The organism is Janthinobacterium sp. GW456P (genome assembly GCF_002127655.1).
GTDB lineage: Bacteria > Pseudomonadota > Gammaproteobacteria > Burkholderiales > Burkholderiaceae_D > Janthinobacterium.
Window position 1 is genome coordinate 222,077 of record NZ_NEHB01000010.1, and the last position, 19,181, is coordinate 241,257.

At 64.2% G+C, this 19,181-nt stretch carries 14 protein-coding genes; 4 read left to right on the forward strand and 10 right to left on the reverse strand.

Features of this window, described 5'->3' with window-relative positions; genetic code table 11:
• Positions 1 to 55: 55 nt before the first annotated feature.
• The 4 genes from CBW66_RS11950 to CBW66_RS11965 form a co-directional block, all read right to left on the reverse strand.
• The gene (locus CBW66_RS11950; protein WP_086140325.1) at positions 56 to 1,702 is read right to left on the reverse strand and encodes a tetratricopeptide repeat-containing response regulator; all 1,647 of its coding nucleotides are present in this window, start codon (positions 1,700 to 1,702) and stop codon (positions 56 to 58) included.
• Positions 1,703 to 1,835: 133 nt separating this feature from the next.
• Complete coding sequence (locus CBW66_RS11955; protein ID WP_086140324.1) at positions 1,836 to 3,431, reverse strand: DUF3369 domain-containing protein; 1,596 nt, start codon at positions 3,429 to 3,431, stop codon at positions 1,836 to 1,838.
• Positions 3,432 to 3,494: 63 nt separating this feature from the next.
• Positions 3,495 to 4,586 carry a J domain-containing protein gene (locus tag CBW66_RS11960; RefSeq protein WP_086140323.1) on the reverse strand — a complete coding sequence of 364 codons (1,092 nt, stop codon included), beginning with the start codon at positions 4,584 to 4,586 and terminating at the stop codon, positions 3,495 to 3,497.
• Positions 4,587 to 4,735: 149 nt separating this feature from the next.
• A complete protein-coding gene (locus tag CBW66_RS11965; protein WP_086140322.1) occupies positions 4,736 to 5,887 on the reverse strand; it encodes a class I SAM-dependent methyltransferase in 1,152 nt (383 codons plus the stop codon).
• 74 nt (positions 5,888 to 5,961) lie between these two features.
• Here CBW66_RS11965 and CBW66_RS11970 point away from each other — a divergent pair, with 74 nt between their 5' ends.
• The 4 genes from CBW66_RS11970 to pepF all read left to right on the forward strand — a co-directional run bounded on the left by CBW66_RS11970 (position 5,962) and on the right by pepF (position 10,218).
• Positions 5,962 to 6,750, forward strand: a complete 789-nt coding sequence (locus CBW66_RS11970) for an SDR family oxidoreductase (RefSeq protein ID WP_086140321.1) — start codon at positions 5,962 to 5,964, stop codon at positions 6,748 to 6,750.
• Positions 6,751 to 6,803: 53 nt separating this feature from the next.
• Positions 6,804 to 7,202 carry a dihydroneopterin aldolase gene (locus CBW66_RS11975; protein ID WP_086140320.1) on the forward strand — a complete coding sequence of 133 codons (399 nt, stop codon included), beginning with the start codon at positions 6,804 to 6,806 and terminating at the stop codon, positions 7,200 to 7,202.
• 5 nt (positions 7,203 to 7,207) lie between these two features.
• Positions 7,208 to 8,161 carry a tRNA 2-thiocytidine(32) synthetase TtcA gene (gene ttcA / locus CBW66_RS11980; protein ID WP_086140330.1) on the forward strand — a complete coding sequence of 318 codons (954 nt, stop codon included), beginning with the start codon at positions 7,208 to 7,210 and terminating at the stop codon, positions 8,159 to 8,161.
• A gap of 179 nt (positions 8,162 to 8,340) precedes the next feature.
• A complete protein-coding gene (pepF, locus tag CBW66_RS11985; protein ID WP_086140319.1) occupies positions 8,341 to 10,218 on the forward strand; it encodes an oligoendopeptidase F in 1,878 nt (625 codons plus the stop codon).
• 112 nt (positions 10,219 to 10,330) lie between these two features.
• On the opposite strand, the gene kefC is transcribed toward pepF, so the two are convergent.
• From kefC to CBW66_RS12015, 6 genes are all read right to left on the reverse strand, one after another.
• Positions 10,331 to 12,145, reverse strand: a complete 1,815-nt coding sequence (kefC, locus tag CBW66_RS11990; RefSeq protein ID WP_086140318.1) for a glutathione-regulated potassium-efflux system protein KefC — start codon at positions 12,143 to 12,145, stop codon at positions 10,331 to 10,333.
• Positions 12,146 to 12,208: 63 nt separating this feature from the next.
• Entirely contained in the window at positions 12,209 to 12,793 is a 585-nt protein-coding gene (locus CBW66_RS11995) for a dual specificity protein phosphatase family protein (RefSeq protein ID WP_086140317.1), read from the reverse strand.
• Complete coding sequence (locus CBW66_RS12000; protein WP_086140316.1) at positions 12,790 to 13,272, reverse strand: hypothetical protein; 483 nt, start codon at positions 13,270 to 13,272, stop codon at positions 12,790 to 12,792. Before CBW66_RS12000 ends, CBW66_RS11995 begins: the two co-directional genes overlap by 4 nt.
• Positions 13,269 to 14,432, reverse strand: coding sequence for a glycosyltransferase (locus CBW66_RS12005; protein ID WP_170933043.1), 1,164 nt, complete (start codon positions 14,430 to 14,432; stop codon positions 13,269 to 13,271). The genes CBW66_RS12000 and CBW66_RS12005 overlap by 4 nt, the downstream gene beginning before the upstream one ends.
• A 97-nt stretch (positions 14,433 to 14,529) precedes the next feature.
• Positions 14,530 to 16,305: a M14 family metallopeptidase gene (locus tag CBW66_RS12010; protein WP_086140315.1), complete on the reverse strand. Its 1,776-nt coding sequence runs from the start codon at positions 16,303 to 16,305 to the stop codon at positions 14,530 to 14,532.
• Positions 16,306 to 16,432: 127 nt separating this feature from the next.
• Positions 16,433 to 19,156: a TonB-dependent siderophore receptor gene (locus CBW66_RS12015; RefSeq protein WP_086140314.1), complete on the reverse strand. Its 2,724-nt coding sequence runs from the start codon at positions 19,154 to 19,156 to the stop codon at positions 16,433 to 16,435.
• Positions 19,157 to 19,181 lie beyond the last annotated feature (25 nt).

The window sequence follows — 19,181 nt, forward strand, 5'->3', positions numbered from 1 at the left end:
ATCGCCCCTGCCGGCAAGCCGCATTTTCCCGTCATTCGCCCCGCATTTTTCCCTTTTACCGTGCGTCAGGCGGATGCATCCAGGCATTGCCCAAGGGCTTGTATTTACGCAACAACTGCTGATGCAGGCCCGACAGCACGGGCAATTTGGGGTTGCGCGGGTCCAGGCGGCGCACGCCGGCGATAAAGGTCAGCGCCTGCTGCCCCATGCGCTCATCCCAGCCTTCGTGCTCCAGGCATTTCAGCACGGCCACGGCCGCATTGAAGACCACTTGCGGATTGTCGGGCAGGCGCGTGACGGCCTCGCCCATCAAATCGACGGCGCCGCGGAAATCGCCCTCGCCCGCCCGGGCTGCCCCGGCCGCCACCATGTCGGCCACTTCCTGGCGGCTTTGCCGCGCCAATGCCTTGGCCAGTTCCTCGCGCCCCGCCTGTTCGAACACGGCCATGGCGCGCGTCATGGCGGCGCTGTCGGGCGCATTGCGCATGACTTCGCGCATCACCTCGGCCGCACCATCTTCGCGCCCGTGCGCCAGGCAGTGGCGCGCCAGCTCCGTTTTCAGCGTATTCGAGCTGCCCACGCTATGCCGGTTGGCGGCCAGGGCCGCGTCGAGCGATTGCTGCAAGCGCTCCTCGTTGCCCGTATGCGCATGCAGCATGGCGCTGCACAGGGCGCTGCACAGTTCCGCATTCTTTTGCCCGCCCATCGATTTGTCGAGGTCGCGGATCACGGCGCCCGCCTGCAGGGGATCTCCCTTGCGCACCAGGGTCTGCACCAGGCGCACATGGTCTTCCGGATCGCGGAATTCCGAATATTTGGCCTTGCTGACCACCAGTTTGAGGGATTTTTCCGCCATGTCGATATCGTCGGCCGCCAGGGCCGCCTCGCCCAGGCGGCGCAAGCGGCGCACGGCATGCGGCGACAGGGCCACCGCCTCGCTCAAGGCCGCCTGCGCCAGTGCCGGCTTGCCTTGTGCCATATGCGCGCGCGCCAGCCAGTCATAGGCGTCGAGAAAACGCTTGTTGTTTTCCAGCAGCCCTTCCAGAGTGCCCTGCGCCGCCGCATATTCGCCCAGCAGGAACTGCGTCTTGGCCTGCCCGAGGCGCGCCCAGCCGATGGACTTGCTTTCGTACAAGGCTGTGTAGATCGGTTCGGCATCGGCCGCCTCGCCCAGCAGCAAATGCAGCTCCGCGCGCAGGCGCAGGAAATCCGTGGCGTAACGGGGATACAGGCTGGCGCCCTCGGTGCAGGCGGCGATCGCCGCGCGCTCATTGCCCACGTCGATCAGTTCGTACACGGGTACGAAGGCATTGCGCTTGTCGAGCGCGCGGGCTATGCGCTCGAGCATGTTGTCAGCGGTAAATGGCTTGAGGATGTAATCGGTGGGCAACAACTCGACGGCGCTGACCACCTTGGCGAAGCTGCCTTCGCCCGTGACCATGAAGAACATGGTCGACGCGTGCATCAATTTATGGTGGCGCAAGTCTTCCAGCATCTGCTGGCCATCCTGTCCGCCGCCGAGGTCGTATTCGCACAGGATCAGATCATAGGATTTGCTGCCCAGCATGCGGATCGCCTGGCCCGAGCTGGCCGCATCGTCGATCTTCGCCAGGCCACACAGGTTGAGCATATTGTGCAGGCTGGCGCGCATGCCCGGATGCGGCTCGATGATCAGTGCGCTAAGGCCCTTGAGTTCTTTCATGTCGTGATGTCCGAAAACTCCGCGGCGCGCCACACCGGTGCGTGGCGCCGGCCAGCATGAGGCTGCCGAGTATATGACGGCGCCGCGCGCAAGGGAATGGGGCCGTGCCGAAAAGCGCCAACGAAGTTGCTGCTCAAGCGGTGGCGCGCTCCGGATGCCACAGTTGCGGCTCGTTGTCGATCAAATCCAGCAGCGCCGCCACCACTTCCGGATCGAACTGGCTGCCGCTGCGCTGTTCGATGTATTCGCGCACCTGCGGATACGGCCACGGCTCCTTGTACGGCCGCTCATGCAGCAAGGCATCGAAGACGTCGACCACGGCAACGATGCGCGCGGCCAAGGGAATGTCGCGTCCCTTCAGGCCGTTCGGATAGCCGGCGCCGTCGAAATGTTCATGATGGCCGCCCGCGATCTGCGCGCCATACGTGAGGTAGCTGACGCCGTCGACCATGTTGGCGGCCCGCTCGAGGATGGTACGCCCGACGCTGGCGTGCAGCTGCATCTGCACCCGCTCCTCGTCCGTATGCCGGCCCGGCTTGAGCAGCACGGCGTCCGGCGTGGCCACCTTGCCCACGTCGTGCAGGATGCTGGCCAGGCCGATCATGTCGAGCAGCTGCGGCGTGAGCTCGTCGGCATACACCCCGCGCTGCTGGATGCGCAGGGCGATGGCGTCGGACAGCTGCTGTACGCGCCGCACGTGGCCACCCGTGTCGCTGTCGCGGAACTCGGCCAGGTCGGCCAGCGCCACGACGGTCGCTTCCTGCGCCTTGCGCAGCTGGCCGAACATGTACAGGTTGTCGAAGGCGGCGGCGATACGCTGGCAAAACACTTCCAGCAAGTCGCGCTGGATCTGCGCCAGGGGCCACGGCGGCGTGACGGAGATAGCCAGCTCGCGGTTGCCTTCCGTGTGGATGAACAGCACATTGGCCGGATGCTCGAACTGGCTGCGTTTTTCCGCGAACGCCTTGTCGATGGTGGGCGTGAGCGCGTGGTCGGCCGGCATGGCTTCCGCCTCGGCCAGCATGGCGTAGGTGCCCGTGGCGGCCACCACCTCGGGCCGCCCGGCGCCGCCCTGCATCAGGCACAGCACGCCGTCGGCGCCCACGTCGAGAATGGCGCTGACCTGGTTCAGCACGCCGGAAGCGAATTCGCGCAGGGAATGGATCTGGTACAGATTGGTGGCGCCGGCGAGGATCTTGCCCAGGCCGATGCGGCTGCGCTCGAGCATCATCAGGCTCTCGTAGGCGCGCAAGGCCGAGATAACGGTGGTAAACAGCTTTTGCGTCGTCAGCTCCGTCTTGGCCTTGTAATCGTTGATGTCGTATTCGATGATGACACGCTGCTCGGGCGCCTGGCCCGGCTGGCCCGTGCGCAGCACGACGCGCACGATGGAGTTGTTCAGGTCGGCGCGGATGCGCTTGGCGAGGATCAGACCGGCGTCATCCGTTTCCATCACCACGTCGAGCAGCACCAGCGCGATATCGGGCGTGTCGCGCAGGATCTCGTATCCCTCGCGGCCGCTGTAGGCGGAAAACAGTTCCAGTTCGCGGCCCTTGAAGCTGACATTGCGCAGCGCCAGCCGCGTGACCGCATGCACATCGACGTCGTCATCGACGATCAGCACACGCCACAGGCGCTGATCGGGCGCGGCCAACCCGGCTGGACTGGCCACCGGCTCATCTTCGTCGAGCAGCCAATTATCATCTGCATCGGCTTTGAGGTCGGTCATGAATACTCCTAAGGGATAAGTTCGATGTGGACGCTGCGTTGACGCATATCAAGCATAATCAGATTAGATGCTGCTTACAACAGGATTCTGCGTACCACCCTCCCCTGCGGCAGGCGCCGGCGCCGGTATCGAGGCGCCGCTGCGCGTGGTGCCGCCGCAATTGTCCTGGCCTGGCCCGACGGCCTGGTAGCGCACTTCGTATTTGCCCGCGCTGAGCTGCTCCACGGTCAGCTTGTCATTGGCCAGGATGTACAGGTAGCGCACATTCGAACGCCGCTCCTGGTCATACAGCTTGACGAAGACGGGCGCCGTGTTGCTGCTGTTGTCGATGGTTAAACTCAGTTCATCGCCCTTGTTGCCGATCGGGAAACCATCGACATAGCCGGACCGCGCCGGCCAAGGCTCGCCATTCGGCGCCACCAGCCCCGCCGACTCGGCCTGGCTGGCGCCATCGCAGGCGGGGCGGCTGGCTTTCAGGCTCAGCTGTGCCACGGCCAGCACGCGGATCTCGGGCGCCTTCGGCTGCGCGGGCTCGGCCGCATACGGCTTGCCCACGGCCCAGCTATCGATAGCCACCGCCTCGTTTTTTGCCGGCGGCGTGGCTGCGCTCTCCGCCGTTGCCGTGTCCGGGTGCATCCTGGCGCCATCGCGGGCCAGCCCGCTCCAGGCCGACGCCAGCGCGGCAGGCACAGGCGGAGAGGTATCGAGCATCAGCAAGGCGCCCAGCCAGCCCAGCAGCAGGCAGACAAGCAAACTCAGCCACCAGCGCCAGTTGCGCCAGATGGGCAGCGCCCCACTGCGCGGCTTGCCCTTCGGCGGCGGCACATCCTGCGCCCAGGTGTGCTCATGCGATTGGGCATGGCCTTTCGCGCGGCCATCGCGGCTCTTGCCTTCTTCGTGGTGGGTGCTTTCCAGCCATTCGATTTCCCACTCCTCGGCGGCGATCCACTCGTCGTGTTCCTTGCGGCGTTGCGGATCGGACAAGGTGCCATAGGCGCTATTGAGGATGGCCATGATGCGGGCGGCCTTTTCGTCGCCGGGATTCTTGTCGGGGTGGTATTTCTGGCTGAGGGCTTTATACGCGGCACGTATGACTTCCTGCGGCGCCAGGCGCGCCACTTTCAGGTTGTCATAGTGTGTATGTATCTTTCCCATCGTTCTATCTTGAAATCGGTGCGCGGCGACGGGTTCTTGCAGGATGGAACCGTGCTGTGTCGGTCATCATATACGATATGACAAGATAATAACCACCGGCGAACAGGAAATTGCAGGGCGGTACGGCCCTGCCTTGATATTGACCGCGCTTACAGGCGGTGACTGCGGTCACTGGACAACAGCGCTTCCGGCAACGCCACTTGGTGCCCCACCGCCAGCACCTTGAACAATTCCCCCATCTCGGCCGGCGACACCAGCTTTTGCACGGCGCTGGCCTGCGGCAAGTAGGTCTTGACCTGCTCGGGATCGGTACGCAGCAGCAAGTCGCCGAGTCCGGAGCCCAGCAGGAAGGAGGCCTGGTTCATGTAGGCCAGCACATCGAGACCCGCATCCTGCGCCGCCACCGCCATGGCCGTGAAATCGACGTGCGCCGTGATGTCCTGCAAGCCGGGCAGATAAAACGGTTCCGCGTGGGCGTGGTGGCGGTAATGGCACATCAGGGTGCCCGTGGCGCGCAAGTCCAGGTAATACTCGTGCGCGGGGAAGCCATAGTCGAACAGCACAGCCGCGCCGCCCTGGCCATTGGTCAGCATGCGCGCCAGCGAGCGCATGAAGCCGCAGGCCACGCCATGAATTTCTGTGACATAGCCGACCGGCAAGTCATCGGCGCCGGGCACCTGGGCGGCGATCTGCGCGGCCACGTCGGCGCCGGCAGGGCGTTCGACAAACACGAACTGGCCGTCGGCAATGCCGACATCGAGTTCGCACCAGCCGGCGGGCGTCTTGCTGATCAGGTTGACGGGCATGGCGTCGAGCACTTCATTGCCGAACACGGCGCCTTCAAAACTGTCGGGAAAGCCGTCGAGCCACACCACTTGCGGAAAGGCGGCCAGCGCCAGCTCCTGGCGCGCGCGCAATTCGCCGGACAATTCGACGATCGCATACTGTTCCACATGGATACCGGCATTCGCCGCTTCCGTCAGGATATCGAAGGCCAGCTTGCCCGTGCCGGCGCCGAATTCGAGGATGCGCGGGGCCGTTTGCGCCATAATAGCGGCTGCCACATGGGCCAGGGTGGCGCCGAACAGGGGCGAAATCTCCGGTGCGGTTGTAAAATCGCCATCTTTGCCCAGCTTGGCGGCGCCGCCGCTGTAATAGCCGAGGTCAGGCGCGTACAGCGCCAGTTCCATGAAGCGGACAAAGGGAATGGCGCCGTCATTGCGCGCGATTTCGGCGGCAATCTGGTGCTGCAAGGCATGGGACGCGGCCAGCGCGTCGCTATCGGGTGCGGGAAGAGACATACCCGCATTGTAGCGAATCGGCGGCGCATGCCGCCAGTGCGGCGTCCACCGAATATCTCAACCATAACAAAGACATGACAGAAGCAACGACAACGCCATTCGACAGCACTCCCCGCGTCGCCCTCGTGACGGGCGCGGCGCGCCGCATCGGCCGCGCCATCGCGCTGGGCCTGGCGCGCGACGGCTGGGATATCGCCGTGCATTACCGCGACTCGCGCGATGAAGCGCAGAGCCTGGTGGCGGACATCACGGCGCTGGGCCGCCGCGCGCAAGCATTCCCCTGCGACCTGGCGCAGGAAGACGCCGTACGCCAGCTGTTGCCGCAAGCACAGGCGGCGCTGGGCCCCGTCACTTGCGTGGTCAACAACGCATCGTTGTTTGAATACGACAATGCGGGCGATTTTTCCTTCACCGCCCTGGATGCCCACATGCACGCCAACCTGGCCGCTCCCATCCTGCTGGCGCAAGCGCTGTACCAGGCGACGCCGCCCGGCGGGCAAGCCGTGGTCATCAACTTGCTGGATCAAAAACTGTACAATCTCAATCCTGATTTTTTGTCGTACACCCTGTCCAAGGCGGCGCTGCTGTCGGCGACCACCATGCTGGCCCAGGCGCTGGCGCCGAAAGTGCGCGTGGTGGGCATTGCCCCCGGCATCACCATGGTCTCCGGCGAGCAGACGCAAGCGAACTTTGCCAAAGCGCATGAAAACACGCCGCTGGGGCGCTCCAGCACGCCCGAGGACGTGGCCGACAGCGTCTGTTACGTGGCCGGCGCGCGCGCGCTGACGGGCACGACCTTGCTGGTCGATGGCGGCCAGCATTTGATCGGCTTGCCGCGCGACGTCATGTTTTTGACCAAATAATCAGCAGCCCTGCCAAACAACCCGCATTCCAGCATTCCCGAAAAGGTAAAACTATGTCGTCCGCCCTGTCCCACCCTCGCCTGCTTGACTGCCGCCGGCTGTTCCTGCGCAATTACGAAGTCCTCATCAACATCGGCGTCTACGACTTCGAGAAAAAGGGCGAGCAGCGCGTCCTCATCAACGTCGACCTGTACATTCCCCTGGCCCTGTCGACGCCCAAGGATGACCAGCTGGAAGAAGTGGTCGACTACGACTTCATGCGCGAAACCATCGCCAAACGCATGGCGCAAGGCCACGTGCAGCTGCAGGAAAGCCTGGTCGACGACGTGCTCGCCGCCATGCTGGCGCACCCGCGCGTGCGCGCCGCGCGCGTGTCGAGCATGAAACCGGATGTGTATCCCGACTGCGAAGGCGTGGGCGTGGAAGTATTCAAGATCAAGGATGAAGCATGAACGACATGAACGACACCGCAGTCCTGGAAACGGCCGTGGAAATTCCGGCCAACGTGGAAGCGCAGAAACTGGCGCGCAAGAAGGCGGAAAAGATCGCCCTGGAAAACAACAAGCTGCACAAGCGCCTGTGCCGCCTGGTGGGACAAGCCATCGGCGACTTCAACATGATCGAAGACGGCGACAAGGTGATGGTGTGCCTGTCGGGCGGCAAGGATAGCTACGCGCTGCTCGATATCCTGATGACCTTGCGCGAACGCGCGCCGATTCACTTCGATATCGTCGCCGTCAACCTGGATCAAAAGCAGCCGAACTTCCCGCCGGAAATCCTGCCCGCCTATCTGACGGAACTGGGCGTGGCCTTCCACATCGAAAACCAGGATACCTACAGCATCGTCAAGCGCTTGATCCCGGAAGGCAAGACGACCTGCTCGCTGTGCTCGCGCCTGCGCCGCGGCATCCTGTACCGCGTGGCCGACGAGCTGGGCGCCAACAAGATCGCCCTGGGCCACCATCGCGACGATATTTTGGAAACCTTCTTCCTGAATATGTTCTTCGGCGGCAAACTGAAGGGCATGCCGGCCAAGCTGCAATCGGACGATGGCAAGCACATCGTCATCCGTCCGATGGCGTATGTGAAGGAAGAGGACACGCAGCGCTATGCGGAAGTCAAGGGCTTCCCCATCATTCCGTGCGATCTGTGCGGTTCGCAGGAAAACCTGCAGCGCAAGCAGATCAAGGGCTTGATGCGCGAATGGGACAAGAAATTCCCCGGCCGCGTGGAAAGCATCTTCTCGGCCCTGTCGAACGTGGCGCCGTCGCATTTGATGGATCCGAAGCTGTTCGGCTTCAAGGATTTGCAGGCGGACGGCGTGGCCAACCCCATGGGCGACATCGCGTTTGACGAAGAGCCGTGCTCGACGCCGACCACGTTCGGCACGATTCCGCTGCAACCGCTGTAATCGGCTGTTCTCAGCCCGTGTTGTTTCGCCGCCACCGCCCAGGTGGCGGCATCTGTCCTCTTTCCCCCTGCGTCCATTTGATGTACCGTAGTCAGCTCTGCCGGTACGCGATGTGTCACGCGCGCATTCCTGCCCGGCGGTCAGCACGCATTCTTCCGACAACCTCACTGGAATGAACCATGACCCCATCCGCGCTCAAGCGCCCCCTGCTGTTCTCCCTGCTGGCACTCAGCTTCGCCACCGCCTTCGCCGCGCCTGCGCCCACCGACCGCCAGGCCGACCGCTGGGATTTGACGGCGCTGTATCAAAACGATGCCGCGTTCGACGCCGACGCGAAACAACTGTCGGCCCAGCTGCAGCAGCTGGCCGGCTGCAAGGGGCAGTTGAAAGCCTCGCCTTCGCGCCTGAAAAGCTGCCTGGACCTGTATGCCGATGCGCGCAAGCGCGTCAACACGCTCACCACCTATGCGGCGCAGTATTACGACCAGGATACGGGCGACAGCAAGGGCAACCAGTTGAACCAGCGCGCCGCCCTGCTCGGCAACGACTTCGCCCAGGCCACGACTTTCCTGCAGCCGGAAATCCTCGCGCTGGGCGCCAAACGCATCGATGCCATGCTGGCCAAGGACAAGGGCTTGCAGCTGTACCGCTTTCAATTGAACAACATGTTGCGCAGCGCGCCGCATACGCTCGACGCGGCCGGGGAACAGCTGGTGGCGCAATTCGGTCTGGCGACAGGTTCGGCCGCCAGCGTCTACCGCACCCTGGCCAACGCGGAAATCCCGTGGCCGACCATCACGCTCTCGGACGGCAAGCAAGTACGCCTCGACCAGGCGGCGTACACGAAATACCGCGGCGATGACAATCGCGCCGACCGCAAACGGGTGTTCGACGCCTTCTTCGGCAAGTGGAAAGAGTACGAACGCACGTTCGGCGAAACCCTGTACGGCCAGCTGAAAACCGATGCCGCGTATGCCAAGGTGCGCCATTACGCCGATTCGCAAAGCGCCGCGCTCGACGCCGACAACTTGCCGCCCGCCGTCTACCAGACCCTGATCGCGCAAACCAATGCCAACCTGCCCACCCTGCACCGCTACTTCAAGCTGCGCGCGCGCATGCTGGGCGTGAAGGACCTGGCGTATTACGACGTGTATGCGCCGCTGCTGAAAAGCGAGCGCACCTTCCCGCTGGCCGAAGGCAAGCAGATGATGCTCGACTCCGTCGCGCCGCTGGGTCCCGACTATGTGACAACGTTGACCGCCGCCGTGAACGCGCGCTGGATGGATGTGTACCCGCGCCCGCGCAAGGTGGCGGGCGCCTACATGAATGGCGACGCGTACGACGTGCATCCGTTCGTGCTGCTCAACTACACGGACAATTACGAAGCCGTCAGCACCCTGACGCACGAATGGGGCCACGCCATGCACTCGGTGCTGGCCAACAAGGCGCAACCGTCGATCTATGCGCCGTACAGCATCTTTGTCGCGGAAATCGCCTCGACGACGAACGAGGCGCTGCTGCTCGACGCGCGCCTGAAGCAAGCCAAAGATGACGACGAGCGCCTGCTGTACCTGGGCGCGGCGCTGGAAAACCTGCGCGGCACCTTCTTCCGCCAATCCATGTTCGCCGAATTCGAGGCGGCCATCCACGGCAAGGTGGACAAGGGAGCATCGCTGACGGGCGAAGAGATCACGGCCATCTACGCCGGCATCCTCAAGCGCTACCATGGCGAAGCGCAGGGCGTCATGACCATCGACCCCGCCTACGCGCTGGAATGGGCGTACGTGCCGCATTTCTATCACGGCTACTATGTGTTCCAGTACGCCACCTCGATCGCGGCGGCGCAGGATTTCGCGCAGCGCATCCTCGACAAGGAACCGGGCGCGCTGGCCGCCTACCTGAAGATGCTCGGTTCCGGCGGCTCGGCCTATCCCTACGATCTGGTGAAGGCGGCCGGCGTCGACCTGGCCTCGCCGAAACCGTACCAGGCGCTGGTGGCGCGCATGAACGGCATCATGGACCAGATCGAGGCGATTGAAGCGAAGCGGGGGAAATAAAGCCGGGATGTGGAGTAGGTCGGCGTAGGTCGGCTTGGCGCGCAGCGCGTAAGCCGACATCACCAACAGTAAGCCGACATCACCCATTGTGTCGGATTACGCGGCTGCGCCGCTAATCCGACCTGCCGTTCCCTCCTTCCGCCGCCGCAAACGCCGCCGCATCGCTCTCGAACATGTCTTCCAGTTCCTCGCGCGCCTGGCGCGTGAGCGACATGACTTTTTGCTGGTCCTGGAAGTGCGGCGCCACTTCCAGCAAGGTCTTGAGGTTATGCCGGCCGAAGATGCCGGCCGCGCGCTGCGCGCGTTCGGGCGTAAAACCCACCTGCTGCAAGGTCTGCTCGCCCAGCAGCAGGGCCGCGGCAAACGTCTCGCGCTCGATCAGGGTCACGCCCCGCTTCATCAATTCATAGTAATGCGTGACGTTGCGCGCGCGCGCCAGTATCGTCAGCTCGGGCAGGCGCAGGCGCACGGCGTCGACCAGGGCCAGGCTGTCGTCCACATTGTCGATGGCGATCACCAGCGCCCTCGCCTTTTCGATGCCGGCCGCCACCAGCAGATCGACGCGCGTGGCGTCGCCATAAAACACTTTAAAACCGAACTTGCGCAGCAGCTCGATCTGGTCCGGGTCGTGGTCGAGCACCGTCACGCCGATCTTGTTGGCCGCCAGCAGGCGGCCGATAATCTGGCCGAAGCGGCCAAAGCCGGCGATGACGATGGGGTTATCCTGCGCCTCGATATGGTCGTCGGGACGGCGCTTCTTCTCGCCTTGCAGGCGCGGCGCGACGAATTTGTCGTGCGCCAGCAGCAGCAAGGGCGTGGCCACCATCGACAGGGTCACCACCACGACCAGCAGCGCGGCCGTCTGCGGCGCAAACACATGCGCGGCCTCGGCGGCGGCAAACACGACGAAGGCGAATTCGCCACCCTGCGACAGCAGCAGCGCAAAGAACAGCTGCTGGCCGCGGGGAATGTCGACAAACTTCGACAATACATACAGCAAGCCGATCTTGACCACCAGCAGTCCCGCCACCAGGGCCAGGATCAGCAGGGGCTGGGCGCGCAGCACGCCGAAATCGACGGACATGCCGACGGCGATGAAGAACAGGCCCAGCAGCAAACCCTTGAACGGCTCCAGGTCGGAAATGAGTTCATGCCGGTATTCGGAATCGGCCAGCAGCACGCCCGCCATGAAGGTGCCCAGCGCCATCGACAGGCCCACCGATTCCATCAGCACGCAAATGGCGATCACCAGCAGCAGGGCGAAGGCCGTGAAGATTTCGCGCAAGTCCGTCCTGGCGATGAAGCGCAGGATGGGGTTCACCAGGAAGCGCCCGCCGATCACCAGGGCCGCCAGCACGGCGGCCAGCTTGGCCACGCGCAGCCAGCCCGGCTCGCCGCTATGCGTGACGAGTCCGCCCAGCAGCGGCACCAGCGCGATCATGGGAATGGCGGCGATATCCTGGAACAGCAAGATGGAAAAGCCGGCGGAACCGGCCGGTGTGCTCATCAGCTTGCGTTCGCCCAGGGTGGCCAGCACGATGGCCGTCGACGACAGCGACAGCCCCAGCGCACCCACCAGCGCCGTGCGCCAGTCCACGCCGAACGCCATGGCCACGGCGCACAGCCCCGCGCTGACGACGCCCACCTGCGCCCCGCCCCAGCCGAAGATGGGACGGCGCAGCAGCCACAGCCGCCTGGGTTCGAGCTCCAGGCCGATCAAAAACAGCAGCAGCACCACGCCGAACTCGGAAAAGCTGAGAATCACCTCGACATTCTTGATCAGGCCCAGGCCCCACGGTCCGATGACGACGCCGGCCACCAGGTAGCCGAGCACGGCGCCCATGCCCAGACGCTTGGCCAGCGGCACCATGATGATGGCGGCGACCAGGTAAAACAGTATGTTTATGAGAAAGCTGTGGTGTTCCATGCGGATTCCGGAAAAACGTGATTGGAATCGCAATCATGCCTGAAGTGGCGCGCCAGCGGGGTATCAGGCTGGCGGCGCCTCAATGCGCGCACGTATCTCGTCGACATTCACGCGTTGGAGATAGCTTTCGATATTTCTCCACACGGCGTGATAGCCGTAACCGCCGTTCTTCAACTCGTCGATCGCCTTCTCGCGCGGCCAGCCCTGGTACAGCATGCGGTACATGGCGGCCATCAGGCCCGTGCGGTCGGCGCCGTGCAGGCAATGCAGCAGCACGGGTCCCTGCTGTTCGGCGGCGCGGATGCTGCGCATGGTCTCGATCACATGCTTGTCGCGGATGGCCCAGGTATTGACGGGAATGCGGACGGCGCGGATGCCGCTGCCATCGAGCACCTGCGTATCGGAGTGGAAGGAGCGCAGGCTGATCACCGTCTTCACGCCCAGCGCCTGCAACCGGGCCACGTCGGCGCTGTCGAGCTTTGCGCTGCGGTACAGCACGGGGGTGACCTGGTGCAGGTTCGACACCTGCGGCAGCGGCATGGCCCATTCGGCATTGCGCCCGGGCGGCAGGGGCGCCTGCGCGCCGGCGGAACCGGCCGCCAGGGCCAGGAATAGCAGCAAAAGATGCGGCAAGGGCGATAAGGTCATGACTTCCTTTTGTAGGAAAACCACAGCAGCACGCCAGCCAGCAGCAGCGATACCCAGTAGTCGGTCGGCGCCCACCACAGCCAGTGCTTGTGCCAGGCGATGTGGGCCGGATTGAAGTGCGCCACGCCATAGGCCGGATTTAGCACGAACCACAGATAATCCTCGATGATCCAGAACAGCATGATGCAGCCGATGGCGCGGCATTCGAGGCGCAGCGACCATTGCGCCAGGAAGAGCATGGGGAAATGGAAGAACAGGGCGATGAAGGGAAAGACCCAGGCATGGTAGCCGGTCATCGGCCGCCCGCCCCAGAAGATATCGAGCAGCCAATGGCTTTCGATGCGCCAGGTGGGCAGGTTCGCGGCCCAGCCGGCCGCGCCTTCGATCTGGATTTCCACCTGGGCGAAAAATAGTCCCAGCAAGGCTACCCAGGCCAGCGTCAGCGCGATCTGCCACGGTTTGGGCACGGCGCCCGTCATGCCGGCTCCGGCGCCAAGCCCGGCGCCAATACCCGCGCCAGCACGTCGATGGCGGCGCGCGGGCGGCCCAGGGCCAGCGCTTTCGTGCGCATCGCTTGCAACTGCTGCGGGTGCTCGAGCAGCAGGCGCACGCGGTATTCGAGGGTGACGGCGTCGAATGCCTTCAGGGCCACGCCCTGCTCCAGCAGATAGTCGGCATTGCGCTCTTCCTGCCCGGGAATCGGCGAGTTGACGATCATGGGCAGACCCAGCGCCAGGCATTCCGAGGTGGTCAGCCCGCCCGGCTTGGTGATCACCAGGTCGGCGCACGCCATCAGGCGTTCGACTTCGCTGGTAAAGCCCTGCGCCAGCAGGCGGCCCGGATACTTGCCGGCCAGGCCCTGCAGCGCCGCCAGCGCGGCGGCATTTTTTCCCGCCAGCACGATCAGCTGGAAGTCGCCCGGCAGCGCCAGCAGGCGCGCGGCGACCGTTTCGAGGCTGCCCAGGCCCGCTCCGCCGCCCATCAGCAAAATCGTCGTGCGCTGCGGGTCGAGGCCAAACGCCTGCGCGCACGGCACGCGCCCGGGTGCCTGCGCGAACGCGGGCATGATGGGGATGCCCGTCACGTGGATGCGGTCGGCGGGAATCCCTTCGTGGCGCATGCGGAACGCCACTTCGTCGGTGGCGGCAAAATAGCCCTGCATCTGCTCGTGCACCCACATGCGGTGCAGATCAAAATCCGTGACCTGCACCCACACGGGACAGGCCAGCTGCCCCTGGCGCAGCGCGCGCGACAACAGTTCGGCCGGCAGGAAATGCGTGCAGATGATCGCATCAGGCTGGAAGGCGGCGATCTGCGCCATCAGCGCGCGCGTGTTGAGGCGCTCGACACCGCGGCGCAATCGCTGCATCGAGCTGTCGCGCGGCGCGTCGTGGGTGGCATGGTACAGATAGCCCCACAGCGCGGGCGCCTTGTTGACCAGCTTGATATAAAAATCCGTGTACAGCTTGCGGAATGCGGGCGTGACGAAATCCATCACGTCGAGATGGCTGGCCAGCGCCGCAGGGCCGGCGCCGTCATCGCGCGCCGCGTATGCCTCGATGGCTTGCGCTGCGCGCATATGGCCGGCGCCGGCCGAGACGCTCAGGATAAGAATTCTTTTCGGTGTTTGCTGCGGCATGCGCTGGTGCTCCACTGGAAGCCCTGATCGGGAAAACAGGCACAATACCATTTTCCGCGCCGCGCACATTGCAAATTAGCAAGGCGCGCGGCTTCCCTTACTTCAGCGCCGGCGCGACATCCGTGCGCAGCACCGGGTACAGATTCAGCCGCTCATCCCACGAGGCGTGGCGGCGGGCGAAGAATTCCAGGCGCGCGGCCGGGCTTTTTGCAAACGCGGGATCGCTGGCCAGCTTCTGGTGGAACTGCGCCGCCAGCGCCGGATCGGCCGCCAGCTGCGCGCGGGCCACGTCTTCGGCCACGTATTCTTCCATGTACTCCTTGCGCTCGAAGGCCGTATTGAAACTGCCCCAGGCCAGCAGGGAATCGGGGGCGCGCGGCTCGAGCAGAGCCACGACCAGGCGCGCCTTGGCCTGGTTGACGGGCACGTACAGCGCGCCCGCACCGATCGCGCGCTCTTCTTTGCCCCACTCGCCCTGCACGGCCGCCGTCTGGCGTCCCTCGAACGACTGCGCGCCAAATTTCACCTGCGTGGAGCGGAAGGTTTCGACGGGCAGCGTGCCCGGCGCGATGGCCAGCACCTGGTACGACACGCCATGCAGGCGCAGCTTGGCCGCCACCATCTGCGCCTGCGCCGCGGGCACCAGGTAGCCGGCCTTGGGCGCAGCCTGCTGCAGGTCGGGTACGATCTCGTCGCGCAGGGGCACGTTCCAGATCTGCGGCGTGCTTTCGTCGTAGCGCGTCATCAGCGCGCCCGACACCTCGGATGGCGTGCGCGTGTAGGCGTAGCCGCGAAACGCGATCATGCGGCTCTTCTCCGTCGTTTTATATGTAAGCGGCAAGGTGGCGCCGGCCAGCTGCGCGGCGCGCGCATCCGCCTCGAGCGCCGTTTGCCGCCACTGCGCGCCATGCTGCGCCACTTGCGACAGCAGCGAGACGATGGTGTTGCGCGTGATGCGCACGCGGGTCGGATAGTCCTTCCACGAATGGGTTTCCACCAGCATGCCGAAGCGGTTGCGCAGCTGGAAATAGCCATGCGAGAAGCGCGGATTCGGCGCCGAATCGACAAAGCCCGATTGCGGATTGTCGTTCTCGGCAAACGAAATATAGAACGGTTTCGGGTCCGAGCCCTGCTTCGCCAGGTCGGCCAGGACCTGATCGCGCAAGGCCGTACCGGCCACGCGCAGGGCCGCATCGCCCGCATGCACGGGTTCGACCTGGATCGAGATATCGGGCTCGAACTGCGCGCCATCGGTGACGTGCAGGTCGACATAGGCCAGCGGGTCCCAGGCATTCACCAGCGCCAGCATGTGCTGCATCTCGGGCGTATCGGCCTTCATGTATTCGCGGTTCAGATTATAGTTTTGCGCCGTGCTGCGCCAGCCCATTTCCACGGGGCCGCGCTGGTTCGGACGGTTCCACTGGCCGAAGCGTTCGTGGCCGTCGACATTGAAGACGGGCACGAACAGCAGCACTTGTTTATCCAGCGCGCCGGGCGCCGCCTTGCCCTCCAAGACTTCGCGCAAGGCCAGGAAACCGGCATCCTTGCCATCGATTTCACCCGCATGGATGCCGCCCTGCACCAGCAGCACGGGCAGCTTGCGGCGCGCCGCCTCGGCCGGTGTCAGCGCGCCCGTGTTGGAGACGGCCAGCGCCAGCATGGGGCGGTTTTCCGGCGTGCGGCCAAATTCCACGCAGCGCACCTGCTTCGGATAGCGCGCCTGGAACTGCCGGCACAGCGCTTCCACTTCCGCATAGCGGCCCGTCTGCTGGAAGGCGGAACGCTCGGCCACCGTCGTCAGGGCGGGAGCGGCGTGCGCGCTGGCGGCAGACACGGTGAACAGGGCGGTGGACAGCAGGGCGTGGCGTAGCATGGGTCAAACTCCATCGAGAGAGGACAAGCGGGCAATTATAGGGGCGGTGGCGCGTGCAAAACTGCAGTGGAAAATAAAAAAGCCGGAACAGCGTCAGCTGCTCCGGCCTGGCTCAGGCAAGCGTCAATTACGAACCGAAGTGGTAATTGAATTCAACCCAGCCCTGGCGACCCTGCGGGCTGTAGCTGCCCACCGGATAGTACGGCCAGCCGCCGCTGTCGTCGCGCTTGATCTTGTCGAATACGTTGTTGACGATCAGTGACAAGGTGGCGCGGTCGTTGATGCGGTACACGGTGCTGATATTGGCCAGCGCCGTCGGCGTCAGATAGGCCTTGCCGGCGGCGTTCGGGATCTTGCTGTAGCGGCTGACCAGCAAGGTGTTCGACCAGTCGCCAGCGCTCCAGTTCACGCTCAGGTTGAGCTTGTCGCGCCAGTCCGAATTGTTCAGCGATTTGAGCTCGTCGATCTCTTCGTCGCCGACGAATTGCTGCGATTTATTGCTCAGCACCTTGGCGTAGTTGGCCTTGAAGGCAAAGCGGCCATAGTCCGTCGTGCGCAGCAAATACTTGACGCTGATGTCGATGCCGCTGCTGCTCTGCTTGGCCGCGTTGATCGGATTGACGGTGATGGTCTTGATCTCGCCGGCGCGGTTCAGCGCATTGGCGGCAAAGCGCTCGACGCGGTTCAGGGTATCGACGCAGGTCGGCGAGTTGATGTCGGTCTTGCCGAGGCGGCAATCGGCTTCATCGCGCAGTATCTTGTCGGAGCTCAGGTTGGTTACCAGGTCGTCGATCTTGATATTCCAGTAGTCGACCGACACGTCGAAATTGGATGTCGGCGACCAGACGGCGCCCACACCGAACGACTTTCCCTTCTCCGACTGCAGATCCTTGCTGCCGTTCTGCACGTAGTCGGCGCCCGGCGATTTGTTCGCGTAGTCACAATCATCGATAGCCTGCCCGGCGACGCCGCAGCGGTAATAGTCGGTGGTGCTCGAGTAGTAACCGGTGCCGCGCGCCTTGTAGATATAGTTCATGTCCGGTGCGCGGAAGCTGGTGGCGTAGTTGGCGCGGAACAGCAGTTCCGGCGCGGGACGCAGTTCCAGGCCGCCGTTATAGGTGAACTTGCCGTCATGGCGGCCGGCAAAGCTGTAGCGGTCGTAACGGCCCGCCAGGGTGCCGGTCAGCTTTTCATGCAGCGGCAGGTTCACTTCCGCCCCCAGCGCATAGCGCGTGCGCGTGCCGGCCGTGATGTCGGACCTGGTGGCGACGTTGAAGTAACCTTCGTTCAGGCGCGCGTCGGGCACGTTGCTGAAGCCCTGCTTGCCCACTTCGGCGATGGTGGCGATCTTCGCCACGCCAGCGGGCAACTGGAACAGGTCGCCGTTGGTAGCCAGGCTCAGGGTATTCGTCCAGGCCTTGTCGTCGCTGTCGGAATTGCCCGTGATGCTGTCGAATTCGGCCGCCGTCACGCGGCGCGACAGGCGAGCCGGATCCGGTGCGTAGACCGGCACGCCGGCGGCATCGGTGCCCAGTTTCGGCCCCAGGAAGAAGCTGTCGATATTGGCCAGCGCGCGCGGCGTGTGGCTTTCGCTCTTGTACATCGAGGCGTTGTAGTTGGCTTCATACTGCCACGACGACGTGCCGGGAATGCGGCCCTTGGCGCCCAGCGAGATGGCCGTCGCCAGGTCTTCCCATTTGCGGTTGTAGCGCTCGACGCCGCCCATTTCCTCGGGCGAGATGTAGCGCGTCCACGCTTCGTAGCGATCGGTATTCTGGTTGCGGAAATAGCTGCTGCCCGTCGACGACGAGGTCCACGTCGGGCCGCGCGTATTGTTCTCGGTCGAGTTCTTGCCGATCAGGAAGTCGGCGAACAAGGTCGTTTCCGGCGACAGCTCATAGTTGGCGCTGCCGAACACGTTCTGACTGCGGTTCTTCGTTTGCGTGGTCCAGTAAGTGGGACCGACTTTCGGGCTGGCGCAATAGCTGCCGTTCTTTGCCTGGTACTTGATAGTGCTGCCGCCGAACAGATCGCCGAACTGCGTGCAGGTGTCGCCCAGGTCCACGTAGGTGCCGGAAGTACCCGCCTTTACCACACGACGCGACGCGATATTCGTCGGCGTGCCCGAGCGGGTGGCCATGAAGTCGCGCTGCAGGCTCGACAGCGGATCGCGCTGGCTCAGCTCCACGCTGAACAAGGTATGCAGCTTGTCGAAATTGCCGCCGCCCGTCAGCTGCACACGCTGGTTGCCGGCGCCGCCGCGCGTGGTGCCGCCCGCCTTGACGTTGATATCGAAACCTTCCGTCTGCTTTTTCAGGATGACGTTGACCACGCCGGCGATCGCGTCGGAACCATAGATGGCCGAGGCGCCGCCATTGAGGATCTCGATGCGGTCGACAATGCTCGACGGGATATTCGCCAGGTTGGTGAAGTTGACCGTGCCTTCGTAGGCGACGGGGAAGTCGGCCAGGCGGCGGCCATTCAACAGGATCAGGGTGTGGTTCGGACCGAGGCCGCGCAAGCTGATGGTATTGGCCGACGGCGTAAACGTGTTGCCGAAGTCCTCGCCTTGCGTAAAGCCGCTGTTCTGTACCTGGTTGGTCAGCGCATCGAAGACGTTCTTGTACCCTTGCTTGGTGATTTCATCGCCCGTCAGGATGGTGACGGACGATGGTCCCTCCAGGCTGGCGCGGGGAATCCGCGAACCGGTGACCACGACGGCTGGCGGGGTGGCCGCCGGCTGCTGATCCGCTGCGGGCGCTTGCGTCTGCGCGTGCGCCTGCCATGCGGAACCGCCCAGGATGGCCAGTACGGCGATGGTGAGCGGTGGTAACTTGAATTGTATAGGCATCTTTGCGCTTCTCAAGGTTAGGGAG

Excerpts from the sequence above, each read along its gene's own strand:
- CBW66_RS11950 (WP_086140325.1), bottom strand. The coding sequence starts at position 1,702 with ATGAAAGAACTCAAGGGCCTTAGCGCACTGATCATCGAGCCGCATCCG.
- CBW66_RS11955 (WP_086140324.1), bottom strand. The coding sequence starts at position 3,431 with ATGACCGACCTCAAAGCCGATGCAGATGATAATTGGCTGCTCGACGAA.
- CBW66_RS11960 (WP_086140323.1), bottom strand. The coding sequence starts at position 4,586 with ATGGGAAAGATACATACACACTATGACAACCTGAAAGTGGCGCGCCTG.
- CBW66_RS11965 (WP_086140322.1), bottom strand. The coding sequence starts at position 5,887 with ATGTCTCTTCCCGCACCCGATAGCGACGCGCTGGCCGCGTCCCATGCC.
- CBW66_RS11970 (WP_086140321.1), top strand. The coding sequence starts at position 5,962 with ATGACAGAAGCAACGACAACGCCATTCGACAGCACTCCCCGCGTCGCC.
- CBW66_RS11975 (WP_086140320.1), top strand. The coding sequence starts at position 6,804 with ATGTCGTCCGCCCTGTCCCACCCTCGCCTGCTTGACTGCCGCCGGCTG.
- ttcA (WP_086140330.1), top strand. The coding sequence starts at position 7,208 with ATGAACGACACCGCAGTCCTGGAAACGGCCGTGGAAATTCCGGCCAAC.
- pepF (WP_086140319.1), top strand. The coding sequence starts at position 8,341 with ATGACCCCATCCGCGCTCAAGCGCCCCCTGCTGTTCTCCCTGCTGGCA.
- kefC (WP_086140318.1), bottom strand. The coding sequence starts at position 12,145 with ATGGAACACCACAGCTTTCTCATAAACATACTGTTTTACCTGGTCGCC.
- CBW66_RS11995 (WP_086140317.1), bottom strand. The coding sequence starts at position 12,793 with ATGACCTTATCGCCCTTGCCGCATCTTTTGCTGCTATTCCTGGCCCTG.
- CBW66_RS12000 (WP_086140316.1), bottom strand. The coding sequence starts at position 13,272 with ATGACGGGCGCCGTGCCCAAACCGTGGCAGATCGCGCTGACGCTGGCC.
- CBW66_RS12005 (WP_170933043.1), bottom strand. The coding sequence starts at position 14,432 with ATGCCGCAGCAAACACCGAAAAGAATTCTTATCCTGAGCGTCTCGGCC.
- CBW66_RS12010 (WP_086140315.1), bottom strand. The coding sequence starts at position 16,305 with ATGCTACGCCACGCCCTGCTGTCCACCGCCCTGTTCACCGTGTCTGCC.
- CBW66_RS12015 (WP_086140314.1), bottom strand. The coding sequence starts at position 19,156 with ATGCCTATACAATTCAAGTTACCACCGCTCACCATCGCCGTACTGGCC.